The organism is Thalassotalea sp. G20_0, from assembly GCF_017744175.1.
Classification (GTDB): domain Bacteria; phylum Pseudomonadota; class Gammaproteobacteria; order Pseudomonadales; family Endozoicomonadaceae; genus Endozoicomonas.
Genome location: NZ_JAGHQV010000025.1, coordinates 59,782 through 77,669, shown reverse-complemented (window position 1 = coordinate 77,669; position 17,888 = coordinate 59,782). Strand labels below are relative to the sequence as shown.

Here is a 17,888-nt window from a genome sequence, read left to right as displayed (position 1 = left end):
CCATCCTGGTAAGAAGGTTTTTGAAAAGGAATACCTCCCCCACGGGCAGCGTTTATCCCTTACCTATTTTTTCCTTTTCACTCTAAGGTCTGCGCTGATGCCAAACATATTTACATCGATATGTTCTAACACCATGAAGTCATTGCCAGAAGTGATAAAACCAGAACGGGGCGCATGATCAAGATCTGATTCTGTCTTACTGTGATCAAACACCAGGTGTTCACCGCTCACGGCAATAACAACATCTTCCATGGTACGGTGCAGCACATCTTCGGATACATTGATAACGATCTTTGAGTCAGAAGTAAGTTTGATTTTTCCAGTGGCCTTAATCAGGGGCTTATTCCAATTCTCGGGCCCACTCCAATTATAATCTTCTGGAAAATAATTAAGTTTTGTTATGGTGATATAAGTGGTTCCTCCGGAGCCATCAAAGTCAGCGACGACGGACCCCTGTTCAAACGATAACGTACCTTTATTCGTTACATTACCGCTGCTGTTTATAACCCCAAGGGATGCGACCGCCCCCATGTTGTTAATAAAGTGCCCATCACTCCAGTAACTGCCAGCGGTCAGTGTTCCCTCATTGGTGGCGGTCAATGTACTTCCGGAAATATTCAGTCCCATAGCGACATTAACTGAGCCACCCGCTCTATTGGTAAAAGGGCCGTTGACATTCATATTACCGTTTATGTTGATTGAGCCAGCGTTATCGATACCGGCAGAATCATAATTTTCGCTCACAGAAAGCATATTGCCCCGAACCATGACCTCTTCAGCCATTACCGGGGAAGCCAACGCAGTTGAAAGCCCGGCCGTAAGAACTAATCTGATCAACGGCTTTTTATATTTATCCATGTGTCTTATTTCCTTCATCCCGGTTTAAACAGTAGAAATTTCAGCTCTCACATTTTACTGTCGACACGCACAGGGAGAGATTTAAAAATCGTGACTAGAGACAGGCTCAGCTCCCATGGGAGCCAACTCACGACCCATGCATAAATGGGATGAACCAAATAATTGTTTTGGGGTCAAATGGTCGTGTTTATAATCCAGACTGGGCTTTATTTTGAAACCATCACCCACCGCATTATTACCATCATTTTTCTCCCATTCAAACACTGCTGGCCGGGTTGATCCAGAAGCCGGTTCATGCGGGATTTCTGGCCATTCTACCGGTACATTCAGTGGTAAAGGCATCTCAAACCGTCCGCCTCATGGAGATACAGCCACCCCCTTGAATGAAGGCAAATGTATTGAAGATGCCTTTTGGGAAAAAAAACCATTACAAGGACGACAAATCACTTCTTCAGATGTGCTTGCAGCCTATGGCAACGATGAAACGTCGCTCAGGGGTGGCCTCTTCCTGCAAAAACTGTGCTTGCAGAAAATTCCACATGACAACAGAAAAGTGACCCCGGATGACGTTATTCAAGAATTCAACCGGGTGCCAGATCAAAATAATGAGTCCATGCTGGCGATAGAGCATTTCAAAGATGAGTTAGCCAGCGCCCATGCCGCCGAGGAAGCGCGGTTGAAAGTGGAATGTTATCTGAGGGGAGATGTGGGGAGAGGCCTGCAGGTGACAAAGGATGAAGCGTTGGCAACCATTGAATTTCTTCGCAGTGAAGAGTCGTTCCCATTGCCGTTAGCGCGCGTTAACAGTCAATTTAGCCTGAGGGACCTGGCGAGGCATGGCCAGCGTGCGTCTCCTGTTGCCGTTCAGAGAGATAACCCTTTCCGTATGCCCGGTAATGAAATAGAAAATGCTTCAGCCAATCAGCGTTACCGCAAGTCCGGCTGAAACCATTATTAAAAACAGGCGGACCGGGTTTTCCGGACAATCAGGCTCCGCCGTTAAATTTGCTAACACCGTGTTGATTTTGAACACAGAGCTTATTCCTTACCTATTTTTTCTTTTTCACTTTAAGGTCTGCGGTGATGCCAAAGATATCCACCTCGACATGTTCTACCACCAGGGAGTCATTGCCAGAAGTGATAAGATGGCGGCCCGCACGATCAAGCTCTGAGGCCGTCGAATCGTGATTAAACTTCAGGTATTCACCACTCAGGGCAATAGCAACCCCGTCCACGCTATCGGGCATCGCACCCTCGGCTACGTTGAGAACGATCTTTGAGTCAGAATCAAGTCGGATTCTTCCCGTGGCCTTAATCAGGGGCTTATTATATTGATTTTGAAAAAAATTAAGTTTTGTTATGGTGATATAAGTGGTTCCTCCGGAGCCATCAAAGTCAGCCACAACGGATCCCTGTTCAAACGATAACGTACCTTTATTCGTTACATTACCACTGCTGTTTATCACCCCAAGGGATGCGACCGCCCCTGTGTTGTTGATAAAGTGCCCATCACTCCAGTAACTGCCAGCAGTCAGTGTTCCCTCATTGGTGGCGGTCAATGTACTTCCGGAAATATTCAGCCCCATAGCAACATTAACTGAGCCACCCGCTCTATTGGTAAAAGGGCCGTTGACATTCATATTGCCATTTATGTTGATTGAGCCAGCGTTATCGATGCCGACAGAATCATAATTTTCACTCACAGAGAGCATATTGTCTCGGACCATGACTTCTTCAGCCGTCACCGGGGAAGCCAGGGCGGCTGCAAGCCCGGCCATGACAATGAATCTGAGCACTGGTTTTTTATACCTGTCCATGGGGCTTATATCCTTTTTCCGGAGTTAAACAATAGAGATTTCAGACCATTCGCTTTCTGTCGGCATGCTTAGGGAGGAATTTAAAAATGATGTGGCTATCGCAACAAGCAGAGCCTGACGATAGCCGGTGACGTCCATTCCGGATTAAAAATCCAGCATGTAGTCCTTGGTGTTGACCTGGGTTTTCAGCTCTCCACTCGCTTGCAGATAGTCAGCAAATGCCTGATAACGGCCTGTATCCCTGGCGGCAGGTCGCAGATCAAAACGGGGAATGGTGTCAAACCAGGCGCGGCGGTTCAGTTCATTATCCAGTTTCTCCGGGCTGTAATCCCTGAAGATCTCCCAGGATTTTTCCGGGTTATTCACAATATATTGTGTGCCCAGTTCAATCGCCCTGAGAAAACGACGAATGGCGTCTTTATCGTGCTGCTTGCTGTTGGCGATAAAAATCAGTTCATCGTAAGGCGGAATATTGTTTTCCTCGTAATAGAACATACGGCCCTTACGCCCTTCAATCGCCAGCTGGTTCAGTTCGAAGTTACGATACGCGCCCATGATGGCATCCACCCGGCCACTCATCAGGGAAGAGGAGAGGTTCCAGCCCACATTGACCAGTTTTACATCCCCGGCACCAAACCCGTAAGGTGCAAACAGCGTGTCCAGAATGGCATTCTCTATGCCGCCAATATTCAAACCGATGGTTTTACCTTTCATATCCTTCAGGGATTTGATCGGGCCATCATCCAGAACCAGCAGGCCGTCCAGGGGGGTGGCCACCAGGGTTCCGGCCCAGGCAAGGGGAAGGCCGTTGGCTACCCCGTGAATCATGCTGGGCTGATAGTAAACGGCAAGATCCACCTTTTCTGCCGCCACCAGTTTGGGAGGAAGGTTGGGGTCCGCCGGCTCCTGAATCTTCACCGTAAGCCCCTGGTCTGCAAAATAGCCATTCTGCCGGGCAATGATGATGGGGCCGTGATCCGGGTTGACAAACCATTCCAGCATCAGGGTCAGCGCTTTCAGCTCCCTGGCCGGTGTGCTGCTGGATACCTGATTGGCGCTGGCCAGCAGGCTGAAGGACAGCAGCCACGCCATTGCCCATAAAAAAGTGTGTTGCATCAGTTTATTCATTTCTTATTCCTGGGAAGTCTCCGGTTGCCACGGAATGAGTCTGCGTAAAACACGGTCGGTAGTGTAGTAAAGGGTCACGGAACAGAAGGCCAGCACGGTGAGCGCAGCAAACATCTGGTCAGTCCAGAGTCGTGCATTGGCCTGAAGCATCAGGTAACCAAGGCCAGCGCTGGAGCCAACCCACTCCCCGACAACGGCACCAATCGGTGCCACTACAACGGCTACCCGCAGCCCGGAAGCCAGGGCTGGCAGTGCCGCAGGCCAGCGGATATGACGCAGAATGGCCAGCCGGTTGCCGCCCATGGTCTGGGCCATATCCAGCCAGCCCTGATGGGTATGGCGCAGTCCGTCATAACAACAGGTGGCTACGGGGAAAAAGATCACCAGTATGGTCATCACCACTTTCGACGTCAGGCCGTAACCAAACCAGAGCATCAATATCGGTGCGAGCGCAAAGACCGGAATGGCCTGGGTAATCAACAATGGCGGTAAGAGCCAGGGTCTTAACGCGGTAAAATAGACCAGCACCAGCGCCAGAATAATGCCCAGCAGAACACCAAGTAACAGACCCAGCAGCATTTCACTGAGGGTAACCAGCGTGTGTTCCCACAGCAGACTGGCATTGTCAACCATGCTGTTGGCCACCGCCAACGGACCGGGAAGGATATAGGATGGCATATCAAAGGCCATCACCAGGGTATGCCAGAGCAACAGAAGGCCAATAAGAACGACAAAGGGTTTGACGGAGTCTTTCATTCTTTATGGTTCTCCGGACTGTTCATCAAACGACTCATGACGTAAACGATCCAGCAGTTTGCCCTGTAATGCCATCAGGCCATTATTATCCAGTGTCCGGGGTGTTTTACCCGGTGGCGTAATGGCATCCGTCAGTCGGGCCGGATGCCCCCTCAGGTGATAAACCTCATGACCAAGGCGCAGGGCTTCCAGGGGATCGTGGGTGATTAACAGCACCGTACGATTCTGTAGCAGCTCACAGGCCAGATCCTGTAAATTGAGCCGGGTGATGGCATCCAGTGCACCGAAGGGTTCGTCCATTAATACCAGTGGCCGGTTTTCCATCAGCGTCCGGGCCAGTGCTACCCGCTGGCGCTGACCGCCGGACAGGTGCTGGGGCAGAACATCGGCTTTTGCGCTCAGGCCTACCTTTTCCAGAATGGACATGGCCTGCTCCTGAACCTCGGCTGACAAGAGTGGACGACGGGTGAACACATCGGTCAGATTGCGACGCAGCCGCTGCCCCAGGGTGATATTGTCCAGTACCGAAAACCAGGGCAGCAGCAGGTCCTGCTGCGCCATCCAGGCGATTCGGTGATGAACCGAAAAACCGTCCTGACAAACCACTTCTCCCGTTGTCTCGCCCGCAGGCAGAGCGGCAATCAGACGCAGCAGACTGGTTTTGCCCACACCGCTGCCACCCAGAAGGCAGGTCCACTGGCCGCCTTTAAGGGTCAGGTTCAGGTCGGTAAAAACGCAGTGGTTGCCAAATCTCAGGCTGGCCCGGCGAATAATCACATCAAACATGCGTTGCGGTAATCTCTATGACCAGGTTCGGTAAAAGTGATGGACCGGGCCATGGCCAGAGCCGATGTTCAGATGGTCGGCATGGCCAATGGCACCGGCAATGTACTCTTTGGCAGACCGGACGGCATCGATCAAAGGGTAATCCCTGGCCAGCAACGCGGTGACAGCAGACGACAGTGTACAGCCTGTCCCGTGGGTATTTCGGGTTGCCACCCAGGGAGACTCAAGTTGGTGCAGGGTGTTACCGTCATGGAACAGGTCAACGGCCTGATTATTGCCTTGGTCTGAGGTAAGGTGGCCGCCTTTGAGTAATACTGCACTTGCTCCCAGCGCCATCAACGGGTCAATCATGGCGATCATGGCTTCCAGTGACTCAGGTCGGGGACAGTTCAGCAGAACCGCTGCTTCCGGCAGGTTGGGGGTAATCAGGGTGGCTTTGGGAATCAGTTTGTGACGCAGGTTATCGATGGCGGCTTCCTGAAGCAGAACATCACCGCTGGTGGCCACCATCACCGGGTCAACCACCAGGTATTTCGGCTGGTAATCACTGACAGCGCGGGCCACCGCATCAATCACTTCAGGCTGGCTCAGCATGCCCACCTTGGCGGCAGAAATGTTCAGGTCGGAAAAGACCGAGTCCAGCTGATCCCGGACAAAGGCAGGTGAGACGTCAAAAATACCCTGAACGCCCACCGTGTTCTGTGCGGTCAGCGCAGTGATCACACTGCAGCCATAGGCACCAAGGGCTGAGAAGGTTTTCAGGTCTGCCTGAATGCCGGCACCACCGCCACTGTCAGAACCGGCAATGGTCAATGCGATGGGGGTAGAAGACATAAGCTCGCGCCGCTCCACAAGAGAAACTCCATATCATTAGGACTGGCGGGAACAACGGGCGGGGTGTTGCAGTTCCTGTCGGGGCAATAAACTGCATTGATTAACTGGCTTGCACGATGGTGAGTACATCAGGGGTTTAGCAGCTCTCAGGCCCGTCGGTTTCCTACGCCAGCATTATCTGGTTCAGGTTCAATGGGTGTATCTCAGTTCTGCCATCACTGGCAGAACACCCCAACCAACACCGGCGGAGTCTATGGGGTTTGCCACAGTCTGTCCAGCGATTGGGCGAATTGGTGCTTATCCGGTCTTACGGACCAACCAGAAATACAGCGGGTAAGGCAGGTGACGCAGAAGCGCCATGATGGCGGCAAACATTCGGGGGAAGCGAATCTCGAACTGCCGCCCCTTCATCCCTTTGACGATGACCTTTGCAGCTTTATCCACCTCCATCAGAAAAGGCATGGGGAACCGGTTCTTGCTGGTCAATGGTGTTTTGACAAAACCCGGGTTGATCACTTTGATATCAATACCCTCTCGCCAGAGCTCCGAGTTCAGGGATTCCGCCATATTGATTAACGCCGCCTTGCTGGCACCATAACCCGCCGCTTTGGGCAGGCCTCGATAGCCTGCCAGCGACGCATTAATGGCAATCACCCCTTCACCCTGTTTTTTCATGGCAGCGATCAGTGGCTCAAGGCAGTGGCAGACACCCATCAGATTCAGTTCCATCTGTTGGCGCACCACGCTGCTGGTAAACTCCGCTGCCGGTGAAGCGATATAGGTGCCGGCATTTAAAATCGCCTGATCAATGGCTCCATGATTAGCAATGATTTTGTTGACCGTCTCATTCACGGCCGTTTGATCAGTCACATCCAGCGGAAAGGGAATGATCCTGCCTGGCAGTTCATCTGATTGCCTGGCCAGTGCTGCCAGCCGTTCCTCATTTCGGGCACTGGCCGCTACGGTCATTCCTTCCCGGGCCAGGGCAATGGCAACGGCTTCGCCAATGCCCTGGCTGGCTCCGGTGATCCAGACCACCGGAGCATTAGAAGGCGCTGTATCCTGAGTAGAATTCATATCTGCTGCCTTTATGGTTCTTCTTCTGGCCCGGGTTTTTCAAAGGCGACCGTCAACGTACCCAGCTTGATCCCCCATTTGCTCATGGTGGCGACATTCAGTAGTACGCCATCTTCCTGCAGGAACATCCAGTCATCAAAGGTCACCACCCACTCCCGGCCACGGATGGGCAGTCGCATCTGGTATTTGAAGTTAAAGGCATTGCCGGCACTGCGGCCAATGGCCTGGCCAACGATATCTCCGGCGGTTCCCAGGTACTGTCCATCACCCATAATGTTGACCTTCCAGATACGGGTTGACTCGTTACCATCGGAATAGATGAAGTGTTCATCCAGAGTCAGTACACCGTCTTTGACTTCTCCGGTCATCAACACCTTAAACCGTTGTTGAACATTGCCGAACCGGTCCTGAAACATGCCCCAGGCGACGGTTTCCCCAGCAAAGTAGTGTTCAATTTTCAGACTTGGTTCACTAGCTGCATAGTCTTCAATATTCATGGCTGAACACCCCGTCAGCATAACCGTCAATATAAAAAGCAGGGTCAGGAGCCAGGCTCGTCCCGACGTCCAATCTTTTATTGTTGTTAGCGCGACTCGCATGATGCGGACTCCAAAGGTTTGGTGAGTTTGTAGAGGCAAACATCAATACTCCTGAACTGGAAACCGGTCGTGCAGTAATCCAGGTAAAACTGCCACAGGCGTTTAAAGCGCTGATCAAATCCGAGCTGTTCAATGGCAGGCCAGGCCGAAAGAAAGAGCCGTTTCCATTCATCCAGCGTTCTTGCATAGTCGAGACCGAAAGAGAGGGAGTTGGTTATGGCCAAACCGGCCTTACCGGCCTGCTCATTCATCACCCTGTCACAGGGCAGCATGCCGCCCGGGAAGATGTAGCGCTGGATAAAGTCAACACCGCGGCGATACTCCTCGAAACGGGCGTCATCAATCAGAATGGCCTGGATAACGGCGTAACCTCCGGGTTTCAGGCTGCGGTACAGTTTTTCAAAATAAACCGGCCAGTGCTCTTCACCCACGGCCTCAATCATTTCGATGGAAACGATACGGTCATACTGTTCATGGATATCCCGGTAATCCGTGAGACTGAACTGATGGGACTGGTTGTCCGACATCTGTTGTGCATAGGCCAGCTGTTCCTGCGACAGTGTTATCCCTTTGTATGCGCCTTGGTGCCGCTGATTCAGTGCCCGGGCAAAGCCGCCCCAGCCACAGCCTATCTCAAGCAGGGAATGCCCCGGACGAAGCTCAAGCCAGTCGATAATAGTGTTGTACTTATTGCCCTGTGCGGTTTCCAGATCCTCATGCTCATCAAAATAGAGGGCACTTGAATAGGTCATGGTCGGGTCAAGCCATAGCTGGTAAAAGTCGTTGCCCAGGTCATAATGCGCGGCAATATTGCGACGGCTGCCGGAGCGGCTGTTACGGCGTATTTTGTGCAGCAACCGGTTAAACAGATTGCTGAACCAGTTGGCTGCCATCACCTCCTGCAGATTGTCTTCATTGGCCATGGCCCAGTCGGTCAGTGCTTTCAGGTCCGGAGTGCTCCAGTCGCCATTAATAAACGACTCTGACCAGCCCAGTAACCCCTGGCTGCCTTGCTGGATTAACCCCACCGGATTATGGATATGCAGACAGGGAATGGGGGTGCCTGACCGGAACTGCCCCACCATCACACTGTCGTTGCCATCAATGCGCAGCTCAATTTTGCTCACCCCCGCCTTGACCAATCGCTTTTCCAGCCAGGAGAGTACATTTCTCAGCGCAGGAAACCAGGGTTTGCTGGTGATCTCCGTGGAGCTGGTTGAGTTCATAGGTTCTTCCCCCTGTTCGCTGTATTGTTTTGTGAAAAATATTTTGCTTTCTCACCGTTCATCGCGGCGTAGGGCGCAAAATTTTTTTCTTTTGCTTTTGGCGTTTCTGCACGGGTATGGCTGAAAAAGAAATGTCTTGGTGTGTGTGAGTAAATCGATATGCCCTTTAGCCAGAGCCGCAAGGCTTCCCAATGGATGGCCGCCATGACTTTCACGGTTTGCAGTGGCAGCAGCATGGTCTGTTTTACGATAAAACGATCGGTGATGGCTTTGCGCAGCCCTTTGAACACGGCAGTGAACAGCTTGCCGCTGGCATCGTTCAGGTTAATGGCAAGAGTCACCTTTTCTTTGGGGGGCTGTATCCGGAAATGGTAATAGCAGTCCATGGGAAAGAAGGGGGAAACATGCAGTGCTTTATCGGCCTGTTGTTGAATGGTTCGTTGAACAACCTGCCTGCTATGCTCTATCAGTCGTTTATCGTCCGACTGCTTTTCAGGCTGCTTTCCTGACTGCTCTCCAGACTCGACAGCCGCCACATAGGAGTGCCTTTCGCCAAAGGTATTGCTGACTTCATAAACGATGGCGGTCAGCTGTTGATCCCGATAGCAAAAGTACACCGCCAATGGATTAAAGGTATAGCCAAACATCCTTGGATAACAAAGTAAGCTGACGTTATCCGGTGTCTCAATATTATAGTCGTGAAGCAACCGGTTGATCTGTTCCCGCAACGGTGTCTCTGAGCCATCACCATGATCACGGGGGTAGAAAGACACAACATTAAACCGGTTAATGGAAAACAGGGTGAGCTGCTGATCCAACGCCTCAATGGTGTCCAGATCCAGCAACCAGGAAGCCACCTGATAAGAGAACCGATGCTTCTTCGGTTTGAACCGGTGGTGCATCAACTCACCAACATAAATAGAAGAACCTGAGGAAGACTCCATTCTCAAGATTCCTGCTGCTGAGGCTCAGAGGATTCAAGTTGCGTGCTGTCAACACCCGGGTCAAAAAAGCTGCGGCCAAACAGGTCCGGACGATGGAGCCGGTCATTTTCTCCTTTGACCTGCCAGGGGCGGCGAATGCCTCCAAGGCTCTCCGCGACAGCCAGGCCGGACTGTAGCCCATCTTCATGGAAACCATAGCCCATCCATGCACCGCAATACCAGGTGCGGTTTCTGCCCTGGAGCTTCCAGATTTTCTCCTGGGCTTCGATCGCGGCGCGATCAAACACAGGATGGTCATACAGGTAGCAACCATGAATCAGATCGGTGGCCGGCTCCTGCTGGGGATTCAGCGTGACAAACAGTGGCGGACCGTCGAGATGTTGCAGATTATTCATCCAGTAGGTAACCGCTGGCCCCTGCTCATTGCCGGGGTCTGATGTATGTGAACCCAGATAGTTCCAGCTGGCCCAGGCCTTTTTGTTGTCAGGCATCAGTCGTTCATCGCTGTGCAACAGAGCCTTGTTCCGTTGAAACGTAAAAGCGCCCAGCAAATGCTGTTCAAACTCGTCTGGCTCAGACAGCAGGCTGAGCGTGGTGTCAGCATGGCAGGCCATGACAACATGGTCAAAATGCCAGTCTTTACCCTGGAAATCGGTCAATTGAACCCGGTCAGAAAACCGTTTTATTTTGCGAATACAGCGATTGGTGAGCGCCGATGTGCCCAGCTCATCAATAATCCGCTGCACATACTCCCGACTGCCTCCCTTCACGGTTTGCCACTGAGGACGATCCGACAGTTGCAGCAGGCCATGATTTGAGCAAAAGCGCAGAAAAGCCAAAGCCGGGTAGTCCAGCATTTTGTCAGCCGGTGTTGACCAGATAGCAGCGCCCATGGGAATCAGGTGATCATGAATGAACCGTTGACTGAAGCGCTCACGATGCAGTAGCTGGCCAAGGGTCAGGGAGGCATCTATGCCTTGTTCATGCTCAAGGCTGCCCATCCACTTTTCGCTGTTGCGATAGAAACGCAGGATATCAGCCAGCATCAGCCAGAACCCCGGACGGAGCAGGTTGCTCTTCTGGGCAAATAGCCCAGAAAGATCAGTACCAGCGTACTCAGTAGAGCCGTTGTTCAGAGAAACGGCAAAAGACATATCCGTAGGGACAAAAGGCACCTTAAGGTGTTTGAAAAAAGCGATCAGGTTTGGATAGGTTTTCTCATTAAAAACAATAAAGCCGGTATCGACGGGAATGGGCTTCTCATCGCCCACAGACACAGTGTGACTGTGGCCGCCAAAGCGATCATCCTTTTCGAATAAGGTAACGTTATGTTGTTTGGAAAGTAGCCAGGCGCAGGAGAGTCCGCTAATACCGGAACCGACGACAGCTATGTTCATTCCTTTTGTGGACACAAATGAGACTCCCTGTTGATTTTATTCGCTATAAAAAGGTTTGAGTGCCAATAAGTAATTCTTATCTACAAAAACCTTTCATCAGAGCAGTAACGTACTATGCAAAAAATTTACGAACAGAGTGGGGTAATGGTTCACCCATTTATATGGAAAATCAATCAATAATGCTTCAGCCACTGAAAAAAGGGAGCATGAGCGCAACCAGACAAGTGGAGCACAAAAACGCTCATTGGATTAAAACTTTGGGCGGGTCCGGGCCAGGTATAGAATTCTCAAGAAGAATATTTCCCGCTAAAGGCTATCCCCTGATCGTGCCCACCAGGCCATTACTGACGCTCTGAGCATGGTGGGCACGAATCTGGCGGGATCTCACAGTGGGTTGTTGGCACTCCTGATGTCAGGGATACCGGAGCGGCAAGTTCGGAATACATCAAAAACGAATTGCGTCCCTGGATGATTCAGGAAATTGAGAAAAAAGGCTTTGCCCCGGCAGAGGCGCAAGCCGTGGCGGATAACTTAACCCGGATATTTCATAAACTGCCCCGAATCTCGCGCACGACCACATGGATGTGGGAGGTAGGGCGACGCAGGATGCCAAAGCCGAGGACTTTGTCGCTCTAAGGGATTTTGTGAGGGAGCGTCGTACCGGGGAGTACGGTCGACTGAGCAAAACTCCCTCAGAGCGGCAAAGGACAAGCGAGAGCGGGAGCACGTTTATGAAATATCCGGGTTAATAAAAATATCCACCGGAAATGTGGATGAACTGCGCCAATCTGTCCGGATAAAAATCCCGGGAACGTAGAGAGCAATTAGCTCTTTCAAAAAATCTCGGAAGCGCACAGGCACCTGACTGAAGATTCAAATTTATTCAAAAACCAGGCATTTTATTATTCAGTTTTGTTCTCAGCCTTTCGTACCAAGTTTAAACCTTAATTGTGTAAAACTAAAAATAATTGTGATTTTTGGGTTTCAGGTTTCAATTGAATGACTGTGTGAGTTTGCAATAAAACATCACTAGCCTCTTCAATCAAAAGACCTGCTATTAAAAAAAATTAAAATGAAAAAGCTATCTAAGTAAATAATTGAACTTTTCTTTGACCGAATAATCAAACTCGTCAGAAAAACTTTCAACAAGGAGCATTTATCATGAATTCACCACAATTTCCTACTCGGAGTCCGGCATTTTCGACACAGCCTCCAGAGGTATCAGGTTTCAATAAAGCACCATGCCTTAACGAGGGTGGGGGTGCAAATACGACAGCTGTAGTTTTTAATGGCAAAAATGTTAATAAATATGTTTTAAGTAATTTCTTCAAGGAAATGACGCAAGGGGGCATGAGGCAGCTCGCAGAGGATACTTGCACTCAGGCTGCCAGAGTGCATGACAAATTCTGGAAAAGAGATAATCTTGTTAAAGACCTTAAAGCGTATGGATTGCCCGTAGACTGTGATCACCGTGCAGGATTAAAGGATCGTAAAACCAGTGCCATAATGAATGTTTTTCTAAAAGTAAAAGAAGAAAGCGAGAAAGCGATTGATCAGGGGGGGCGTGGCGATAATCTGGAGGTCGCGAAAGGTTTATGTGATCTTTTGAATGGCACAGATGTAAGAGTGGATGGGAAAATCCACACGCCCCATTTTGTTGACATGGAGTTCTTTGCTGGTGAAATGAACAAATGTCAACATAAGCTGGATGCCGCTCGCTCTGCCATTGGTAGCTTTGGGCAAGAGAGTCAGGGCGTAAATGAGCCGGGCTTGCCACCTGCTGAAAACCCGGCGTTTACCATGGAGGGAAAACCATTATTACCTCAGGGGAATGCTCCGACAATGACACCCTCAGCGCCACCGAACTACGACGTAGTTCAAGCTGAAAAGAGGTTAGCGGAATTGAACACTCAAATTGCTCTTTTACAGCAGGGAGTAACGCAGGATTTTCTAAGTCAATCTTTCCAGCACCAATTAAGTTTGGTTCAAATGGAAATAGTGAGACTTGGTTTTAACTTGCCGGTGAATCTACAGGAACAATACATTCAAGCTAAAGCCAATCTTGATGGCATCCAGCAACAACAGTTGGCCTTGCAAGAGGGGGGCAGGGTCATTGAGTTCCATGGCCAGATAGATGAGCTGAAACGGTCGTTGGCACAGAATGAGCCAAAAAACAAAACTGAAATAAAGGCACTGGAACGGAAAGTTAACGCGCTGGATGATCAGATTGGCAAGCTCAGTTCTCCAGAGTCCGGGTCCCATAAGGAAGAACTCAAGGAGCGATTGAGCGAGTTAAAGATCAGTATCAGTCAGCGGCTTTCAGTGGTTACTGCTTTCGAAACCCTGGCATGCCTGAAAAGTGACCTTGAGGGTTTTCAGTATCAACAATTACCAGCGGAAGTTAGTTCTTTTTCTGCCAAATGTGATGACCTTGATGAAATTGTCACAAAGCTTCCTTCTGGAGCGCAGCGAAATCAATTGATTAAGGAGTTCAGTATTCTTAAACAAAGTTTTTCTGAAATTCAGAAAAACGTCCAACAACATCATTTAATCACTCAGCTTGATAATGCTGAAAATATCATAAAAGTGATGGAATATGATGTTAGCGGTAGTCCTAAGTCGTATCAGGTTGAACAGGCCAGAGCAGCATTGCTGGATGCCGAGTCGCTCTCTCTGAAAGAGGGTACAGATAATTGTTTTGCCAGGCTGAGTAATTTGAAGGAGAGGCTGAGTAAGTTTGAAAGCTCCGCAGCCGCTGCATCGGCAGCCGCTACAAAAATGCAATCTTCTGCCCGGGTAGATGCTAAGAAGGTTATCGAGCAAATTAATGAATTAATTAGAGACGCTGACGGTCGGTTAAGAGGTGAAGAAAAGAATCGTGAAGCCGTTAGTGGAATTCATCTTAATCAAACTCATATGGGTGAAGTTCAGTCGATTCTGGATGCGATCACTGAAAAAATACTCAATGAGTTGAATGGGGGGGATCTTCGTGATGAACGTGAACGATTGCAAAGTATGCGTTCGTCTTTGCTCGGCAGACTGAAAACGCTTCAGGGAGGAGGGGCAAGTAGCGGTCAATCCACTGCTGCCAGCGCTCAGCCTGTAAGTGGTAATCAGGATCACACCGAAGTAGAAAATATTAGAAAAGCGCTGGATTTTGCAGAAGCACCAATTGAAGCTTTAATCAGCAACCCGAATTCCTCTGCTAAAGATGATCTTATTACCAGGGCGAGAAGTCATCTGGAACAAGCAACACAGATGATTGGCAGGCTCACTGATAACGCACTCATACCTTTACGGACAGAGTTGTCAACCAGACTTGGCCGTTTGAATAAACAGTTAAATCTCATTGAATCAGGTGGGGGCCAGGGGCAGGTGACTCCAGCTGAGCCTCAACCTGAGGTTTTGCTGCAAAAAGGGGTCGCTGTGTTTAAAAAAGAGATGGATGAATTTGGCAAGAAGGGAACCGTTTCAAATGCGGGGTTTGCGGCGGCAGCAGGCAATATGTCCGCACTGTTAAGCAAATTTGCTCCATCACAATCCGCCAGTCAGTCTGTGCCGGGCAGCCATAACGTCCTCCAGCCAGTATTACCGCGTCCCCTGTTCAGGCAAAATACTCCCCTGCATGCAGGGCCTGCGATGACCAGACCTGTTCTTACAAATGGCGATAGCCTGGCGTTATTTGCCAGTGCGTTGAACTTCACGAACACGATCATATTTGATAACAGGTCCACGTCTACCGCCACTCTGGGCATCGAGCCTTCGTCTGAGAAGATCAAATCCCTTGTAACCAGCACAGATATTCCTTTTGGATCTCTGCCTTTCGATGTTAGGGAAAGAATGATAGAAGCTAATGATTGCGGCAATCACTGGCCGAAAAAGATCAAGCTTGTGCAGGTGTATGCTTTTGCTCCTGACGAGAGCGATTTTAACGGTGCCAGCTTTCGGGTGAGACTTGATAGCATTATGCCTGAGCACCATCGTCAAATATACATGCATAGCACTGTCGCACATAAATACAGCCCTCTGGGGGCAAATCTCCGGATGCCTGAAGGCTTAAAGCAAGGAAATCCTTTTTATGAGGCACGCTGGTCTTTAAATGAAAAACTGGACAGTAGAAATACAGTCAGTTTTGCCCATGGTTCAGGAAGGGATAATCATGGCAACCTGGAAGATATTGGCTTTACCCTGGTCGCACCAGTGCTCAAAGCTCTGGGTGCAAGCGCTGAAGAAGCGACATCCGCAGAAGCCGGTTTTGGTATCCCCTTCGGGATTGATTTGATGAAGCAGCCGCAAACCGTGATGAATGAGTTGCAGCATTACACAACGCCTTACCCAAGGCAGCGTTATTTTGGTTTTGAGGTGCCAGATGTCACTGATAGTGTGGTGCCTGATGGTGGTGCGCTGGATCCTGATGTCGTATCAGATTCAGAGTCCTTGGGTACCAGTGGAATAAATCCGCTGGCCCTTCATACAGAGAGCACGTATGGATTTTCTTCACGGATAGCGGCCAGCGAGATATTTGCAAAAGAGGTGGGTATCTTGTGGGTGAAAACGGTTACAGACTTACCAGATGTAAATGGTCCATATAGTCTGATGGACTGGGTGGAGAGTAATAAACCTGAGTTGAAAAATCTGCGTCTCCCGCAATTGTTATAGAACGTCTGACGCATGGGTTCAGGAGCAGTTGCCGTGTAGGGCAGTCTATTCTCGGACAGCCTCCTAGGGGAAGCGTGTTGAATCAGGAAACCTGTTTGGTGACGAGCAGGAATCCCCCTCCTTCAGGGAGGGGAGGATGTCAACAAAACAGGAGTCGGCGCAGGATGCACCGGCGATTGGCAGGGATGGTTTTCAGCCTGGTGTGCGGGCCAGTACAGGCAGGCCTGCTGGATGCATTCACCGAAAAAAAGCAGACCCCGCCGGAGGTGAAACCCTTCGAGCTGCCAACCCTCACCTGCGAAAAAGTGGATTACCAGGGCTACATGAACCTGCTGGAACCGACCCCGGTGCTGGACAGTGACGGGATCTTCCAGCAGGCCGTCAATTGTTACCCGGAGCCGACCAGGTTCAATGTGGAGCTGAACCTGGAGGCCGGGTTGCGCTCTCGGGGCGTGGTAACCCGCCGACAACAACATCATCGGGAAGGAGTACATTGGCATTGTGGCCAGTAGGCCGCTGTTTTCCGCCACGGAGATGAATCGGAAGTATCTTCGCCGTAAAGCCACGTCAGAGCTTATAGGGCTACTTTTAACGGCCATCGCTACCCGTAGAAATCATCCTCTACAGGGTCTTAGAAACCCGCTTACAGGTGCGTGTAAAAAAGGGCATAGTTATTACGGATGAGCAGGTCGCGTTTATGGAATAGCTGCTGGGTGCGCACAAAACGCTGATCCAGGCGGAAGCGGACATTACCACGGCCCGGTAAGGCATTACCGGGCAGTGCTCGGATGATAAACGGCCATTGCTCAATGCCTGGCTGAAACAGTTAGCGGCGTTGCCAGTACTGGACCCCGTCACAGAACCTCTCCTGGAAAAGGATATTCCCAGTGAACCCCACAACAGCAGCGACGGAAGCAACGACACAGGCCATTGAGCGCTACCTGGCGGACAACCCCGGCAATGAGCCACTGAACGCCCTTGGCATGACGGCGGACGGTCGGATTGTGCGGCTGGCAGAGCAGGATGAACAGCTGCGCCCGGCACTGCAGCAGGCCCTTGAACGCCAGCTTGAGGCGCTGATCCCCCCCAGGGAGGACAAGGCTTTGTGGGACTGGATTGTTGAGGACACGGCCACCATGGAATACCAAACCCTGGAAAACGTCTATGCCGACATCCGGAGAGACCGCAAGATACGGGAAAAATTGCAGGATACACTCAGCAATCAGGCCGACAAGCTGGAAAAAATGCATGCCTTGACGACAACGACTGATTACTACGGCCAGACACGCACCTGTGGGGAAGGGAACACCAACGGACACCCCTGGAAATACCGCTTTTGCAATGAATTTACCCAGAAACACTGGAAGTTCAAGAACAACCTGAAGGAAGGCAACATTAACCCGCACGAATTCTATATGAGCACGGTGATTGTCTGGCAGTACCTATGGGCTTTTGAAAAAAAGGGTTGGCTATTGGAATTGCCAAGCACCATTGAGCGATGCAGCATTACGAACCCGGACACCAATAAAGTGCTGATCGATCATCGGGCGGACTACGGTAGCGAGGCCTTTTGCAAAGCGTTCCTGGAAACGACGGACAACGGCAAAAGCACCGCCAGGGTGGCACAAGCGCTGGGCCTGAGGATTGACCGCCTTGCCGTGCTGTATATGGGCAAAGAAACCGGCAGCATCGATGAACCGCTTGAGTATGACCCGGATTATGAGCCGTTTTCCGTGGTTGTGCACGTGAGCCCGGACCCGGCGGTGTACGGCGCACCATGAAGTGGGTGAACCATGTACTGATCGCC

At 50.6% G+C, this 17,888-nt stretch carries 16 protein-coding genes and 1 riboswitch; of the genes, 4 read left to right on the top strand and 12 right to left on the bottom strand.

Annotation, left to right across the window (positions count from 1 at the left end; all coding sequences use genetic code 11):
* Nucleotides 1-63 precede the first annotated feature (63 nt).
* Nucleotides 64-858, bottom strand: a complete 795-nt coding sequence (locus J7438_RS15710; protein ID WP_209277291.1) for a hypothetical protein — start codon at nt 856-858, stop codon at nt 64-66.
* Nucleotides 859-939: 81 nt separating this feature from the next.
* Nucleotides 940-1,200 carry a hypothetical protein gene (locus J7438_RS15705; RefSeq protein WP_209277290.1) on the bottom strand — a complete coding sequence of 87 codons (261 nt, stop codon included), beginning with the start codon at nt 1,198-1,200 and terminating at the stop codon, nt 940-942.
* Between the two features lie 37 nt (nt 1,201-1,237).
* On the opposite strand from J7438_RS15705, the gene J7438_RS15700 reads away from it, so the two are divergent.
* Nucleotides 1,238-1,804 (top strand): hypothetical protein, encoded by a 567-nt coding sequence (locus J7438_RS15700; protein WP_209277289.1) that lies wholly within the window; start codon nt 1,238-1,240, stop codon nt 1,802-1,804.
* 103 nt (nt 1,805-1,907) lie between these two features.
* Here J7438_RS15700 and J7438_RS15695 read toward each other — a convergent pair whose 3' ends face one another.
* The 10 genes from J7438_RS15695 to J7438_RS15650 all read right to left on the bottom strand — a co-directional run bounded on the left by J7438_RS15695 (nt 1,908) and on the right by J7438_RS15650 (nt 11,437).
* Nucleotides 1,908-2,654, bottom strand: coding sequence for a lipocalin/fatty acid-binding family protein (locus tag J7438_RS15695; protein WP_209277288.1), 747 nt, complete (start codon nt 2,652-2,654; stop codon nt 1,908-1,910).
* A gap of 165 nt (nt 2,655-2,819) precedes the next feature.
* Nucleotides 2,820-3,803 carry an ABC transporter substrate-binding protein gene (locus J7438_RS15690; protein ID WP_209277287.1) on the bottom strand — a complete coding sequence of 328 codons (984 nt, stop codon included), beginning with the start codon at nt 3,801-3,803 and terminating at the stop codon, nt 2,820-2,822.
* A gap of 3 nt (nt 3,804-3,806) precedes the next feature.
* Nucleotides 3,807-4,559 carry an ABC transporter permease gene (locus tag J7438_RS15685; protein ID WP_209277286.1) on the bottom strand — a complete coding sequence of 251 codons (753 nt, stop codon included), beginning with the start codon at nt 4,557-4,559 and terminating at the stop codon, nt 3,807-3,809.
* A 3-nt stretch (nt 4,560-4,562) separates the two neighbouring features.
* A complete protein-coding gene (locus J7438_RS15680; protein ID WP_209203699.1) occupies nt 4,563-5,345 on the bottom strand; it encodes an ABC transporter ATP-binding protein in 783 nt (260 codons plus the stop codon).
* 15 nt (nt 5,346-5,360) lie between these two features.
* The gene (thiD, locus tag J7438_RS15675; RefSeq protein WP_209277285.1) at nt 5,361-6,179 is read right to left on the bottom strand and encodes a bifunctional hydroxymethylpyrimidine kinase/phosphomethylpyrimidine kinase; all 819 of its coding nucleotides are present in this window, start codon (nt 6,177-6,179) and stop codon (nt 5,361-5,363) included.
* A 143-nt stretch (nt 6,180-6,322) separates the two neighbouring features.
* A riboswitch (TPP riboswitch) is annotated at nt 6,323-6,423 on the bottom strand.
* Between the two features lie 53 nt (nt 6,424-6,476).
* The gene (locus J7438_RS15670; protein ID WP_209203701.1) at nt 6,477-7,256 is read right to left on the bottom strand and encodes an SDR family NAD(P)-dependent oxidoreductase; all 780 of its coding nucleotides are present in this window, start codon (nt 7,254-7,256) and stop codon (nt 6,477-6,479) included.
* Between the two features lie 11 nt (nt 7,257-7,267).
* On the bottom strand, nt 7,268-7,774 hold the full coding sequence (locus J7438_RS15665) for a DUF3833 domain-containing protein (RefSeq protein ID WP_286196620.1): 507 nt from the start codon (nt 7,772-7,774) through the stop codon (nt 7,268-7,270).
* A 65-nt stretch (nt 7,775-7,839) separates the two neighbouring features.
* Nucleotides 7,840-9,081, bottom strand: a complete 1,242-nt coding sequence (locus J7438_RS15660) for an SAM-dependent methyltransferase (protein ID WP_209277284.1) — start codon at nt 9,079-9,081, stop codon at nt 7,840-7,842.
* Nucleotides 9,078-10,025: a DUF1365 domain-containing protein gene (locus J7438_RS15655; RefSeq protein ID WP_209277283.1), complete on the bottom strand. Its 948-nt coding sequence runs from the start codon at nt 10,023-10,025 to the stop codon at nt 9,078-9,080. Before J7438_RS15655 ends, J7438_RS15660 begins: the two co-directional genes overlap by 4 nt.
* 2 nt (nt 10,026-10,027) lie before the next feature.
* Entirely contained in the window at nt 10,028-11,437 is a 1,410-nt protein-coding gene (locus tag J7438_RS15650) for an NAD(P)/FAD-dependent oxidoreductase (RefSeq protein ID WP_209277282.1), read from the bottom strand.
* Between the two features lie 1,146 nt (nt 11,438-12,583).
* On the opposite strand from J7438_RS15650, the gene J7438_RS15645 reads away from it, so the two are divergent.
* From J7438_RS15645 to J7438_RS15635, 3 genes are all read left to right on the top strand, one after another.
* On the top strand, nt 12,584-16,081 hold the full coding sequence (locus tag J7438_RS15645) for a coiled-coil domain-containing protein (RefSeq protein ID WP_209277281.1): 3,498 nt from the start codon (nt 12,584-12,586) through the stop codon (nt 16,079-16,081).
* 164 nt (nt 16,082-16,245) lie between these two features.
* On the top strand, nt 16,246-16,593 hold the full coding sequence (locus J7438_RS15640) for a hypothetical protein (RefSeq protein WP_209277280.1): 348 nt from the start codon (nt 16,246-16,248) through the stop codon (nt 16,591-16,593).
* 375 nt (nt 16,594-16,968) lie between these two features.
* The gene (locus J7438_RS15635; RefSeq protein ID WP_209277279.1) at nt 16,969-17,862 is read left to right on the top strand and encodes a hypothetical protein; all 894 of its coding nucleotides are present in this window, start codon (nt 16,969-16,971) and stop codon (nt 17,860-17,862) included.
* Nucleotides 17,863-17,888 lie beyond the last annotated feature (26 nt).

What these genes read in the sequence shown, in the direction of transcription:
- J7438_RS15710 (WP_209277291.1), bottom strand. Translation starts at nt 858, where the DNA reads ATGGATAAATATAAAAAGCCGTTGATCAGATTAGTTCTTACGGCCGGG.
- J7438_RS15705 (WP_209277290.1), bottom strand. Translation starts at nt 1,200, where the DNA reads ATGCCTTTACCACTGAATGTACCGGTAGAATGGCCAGAAATCCCGCAT.
- J7438_RS15690 (WP_209277287.1), bottom strand. Translation starts at nt 3,803, where the DNA reads ATGAATAAACTGATGCAACACACTTTTTTATGGGCAATGGCGTGGCTG.
- J7438_RS15685 (WP_209277286.1), bottom strand. Translation starts at nt 4,559, where the DNA reads ATGAAAGACTCCGTCAAACCCTTTGTCGTTCTTATTGGCCTTCTGTTG.
- J7438_RS15680 (WP_209203699.1), bottom strand. Translation starts at nt 5,345, where the DNA reads ATGTTTGATGTGATTATTCGCCGGGCCAGCCTGAGATTTGGCAACCAC.
- thiD (WP_209277285.1), bottom strand. Translation starts at nt 6,179, where the DNA reads ATGTCTTCTACCCCCATCGCATTGACCATTGCCGGTTCTGACAGTGGC.
- J7438_RS15670 (WP_209203701.1), bottom strand. Translation starts at nt 7,256, where the DNA reads ATGAATTCTACTCAGGATACAGCGCCTTCTAATGCTCCGGTGGTCTGG.
- J7438_RS15665 (WP_286196620.1), bottom strand. Translation starts at nt 7,774, where the DNA reads ATGCTGACGGGGTGTTCAGCCATGAATATTGAAGACTATGCAGCTAGT.
- J7438_RS15660 (WP_209277284.1), bottom strand. Translation starts at nt 9,081, where the DNA reads ATGAACTCAACCAGCTCCACGGAGATCACCAGCAAACCCTGGTTTCCT.
- J7438_RS15655 (WP_209277283.1), bottom strand. Translation starts at nt 10,025, where the DNA reads ATGGAGTCTTCCTCAGGTTCTTCTATTTATGTTGGTGAGTTGATGCAC.
- J7438_RS15645 (WP_209277281.1), top strand. Translation starts at nt 12,584, where the DNA reads ATGAATTCACCACAATTTCCTACTCGGAGTCCGGCATTTTCGACACAG.
- J7438_RS15640 (WP_209277280.1), top strand. Translation starts at nt 16,246, where the DNA reads ATGCACCGGCGATTGGCAGGGATGGTTTTCAGCCTGGTGTGCGGGCCA.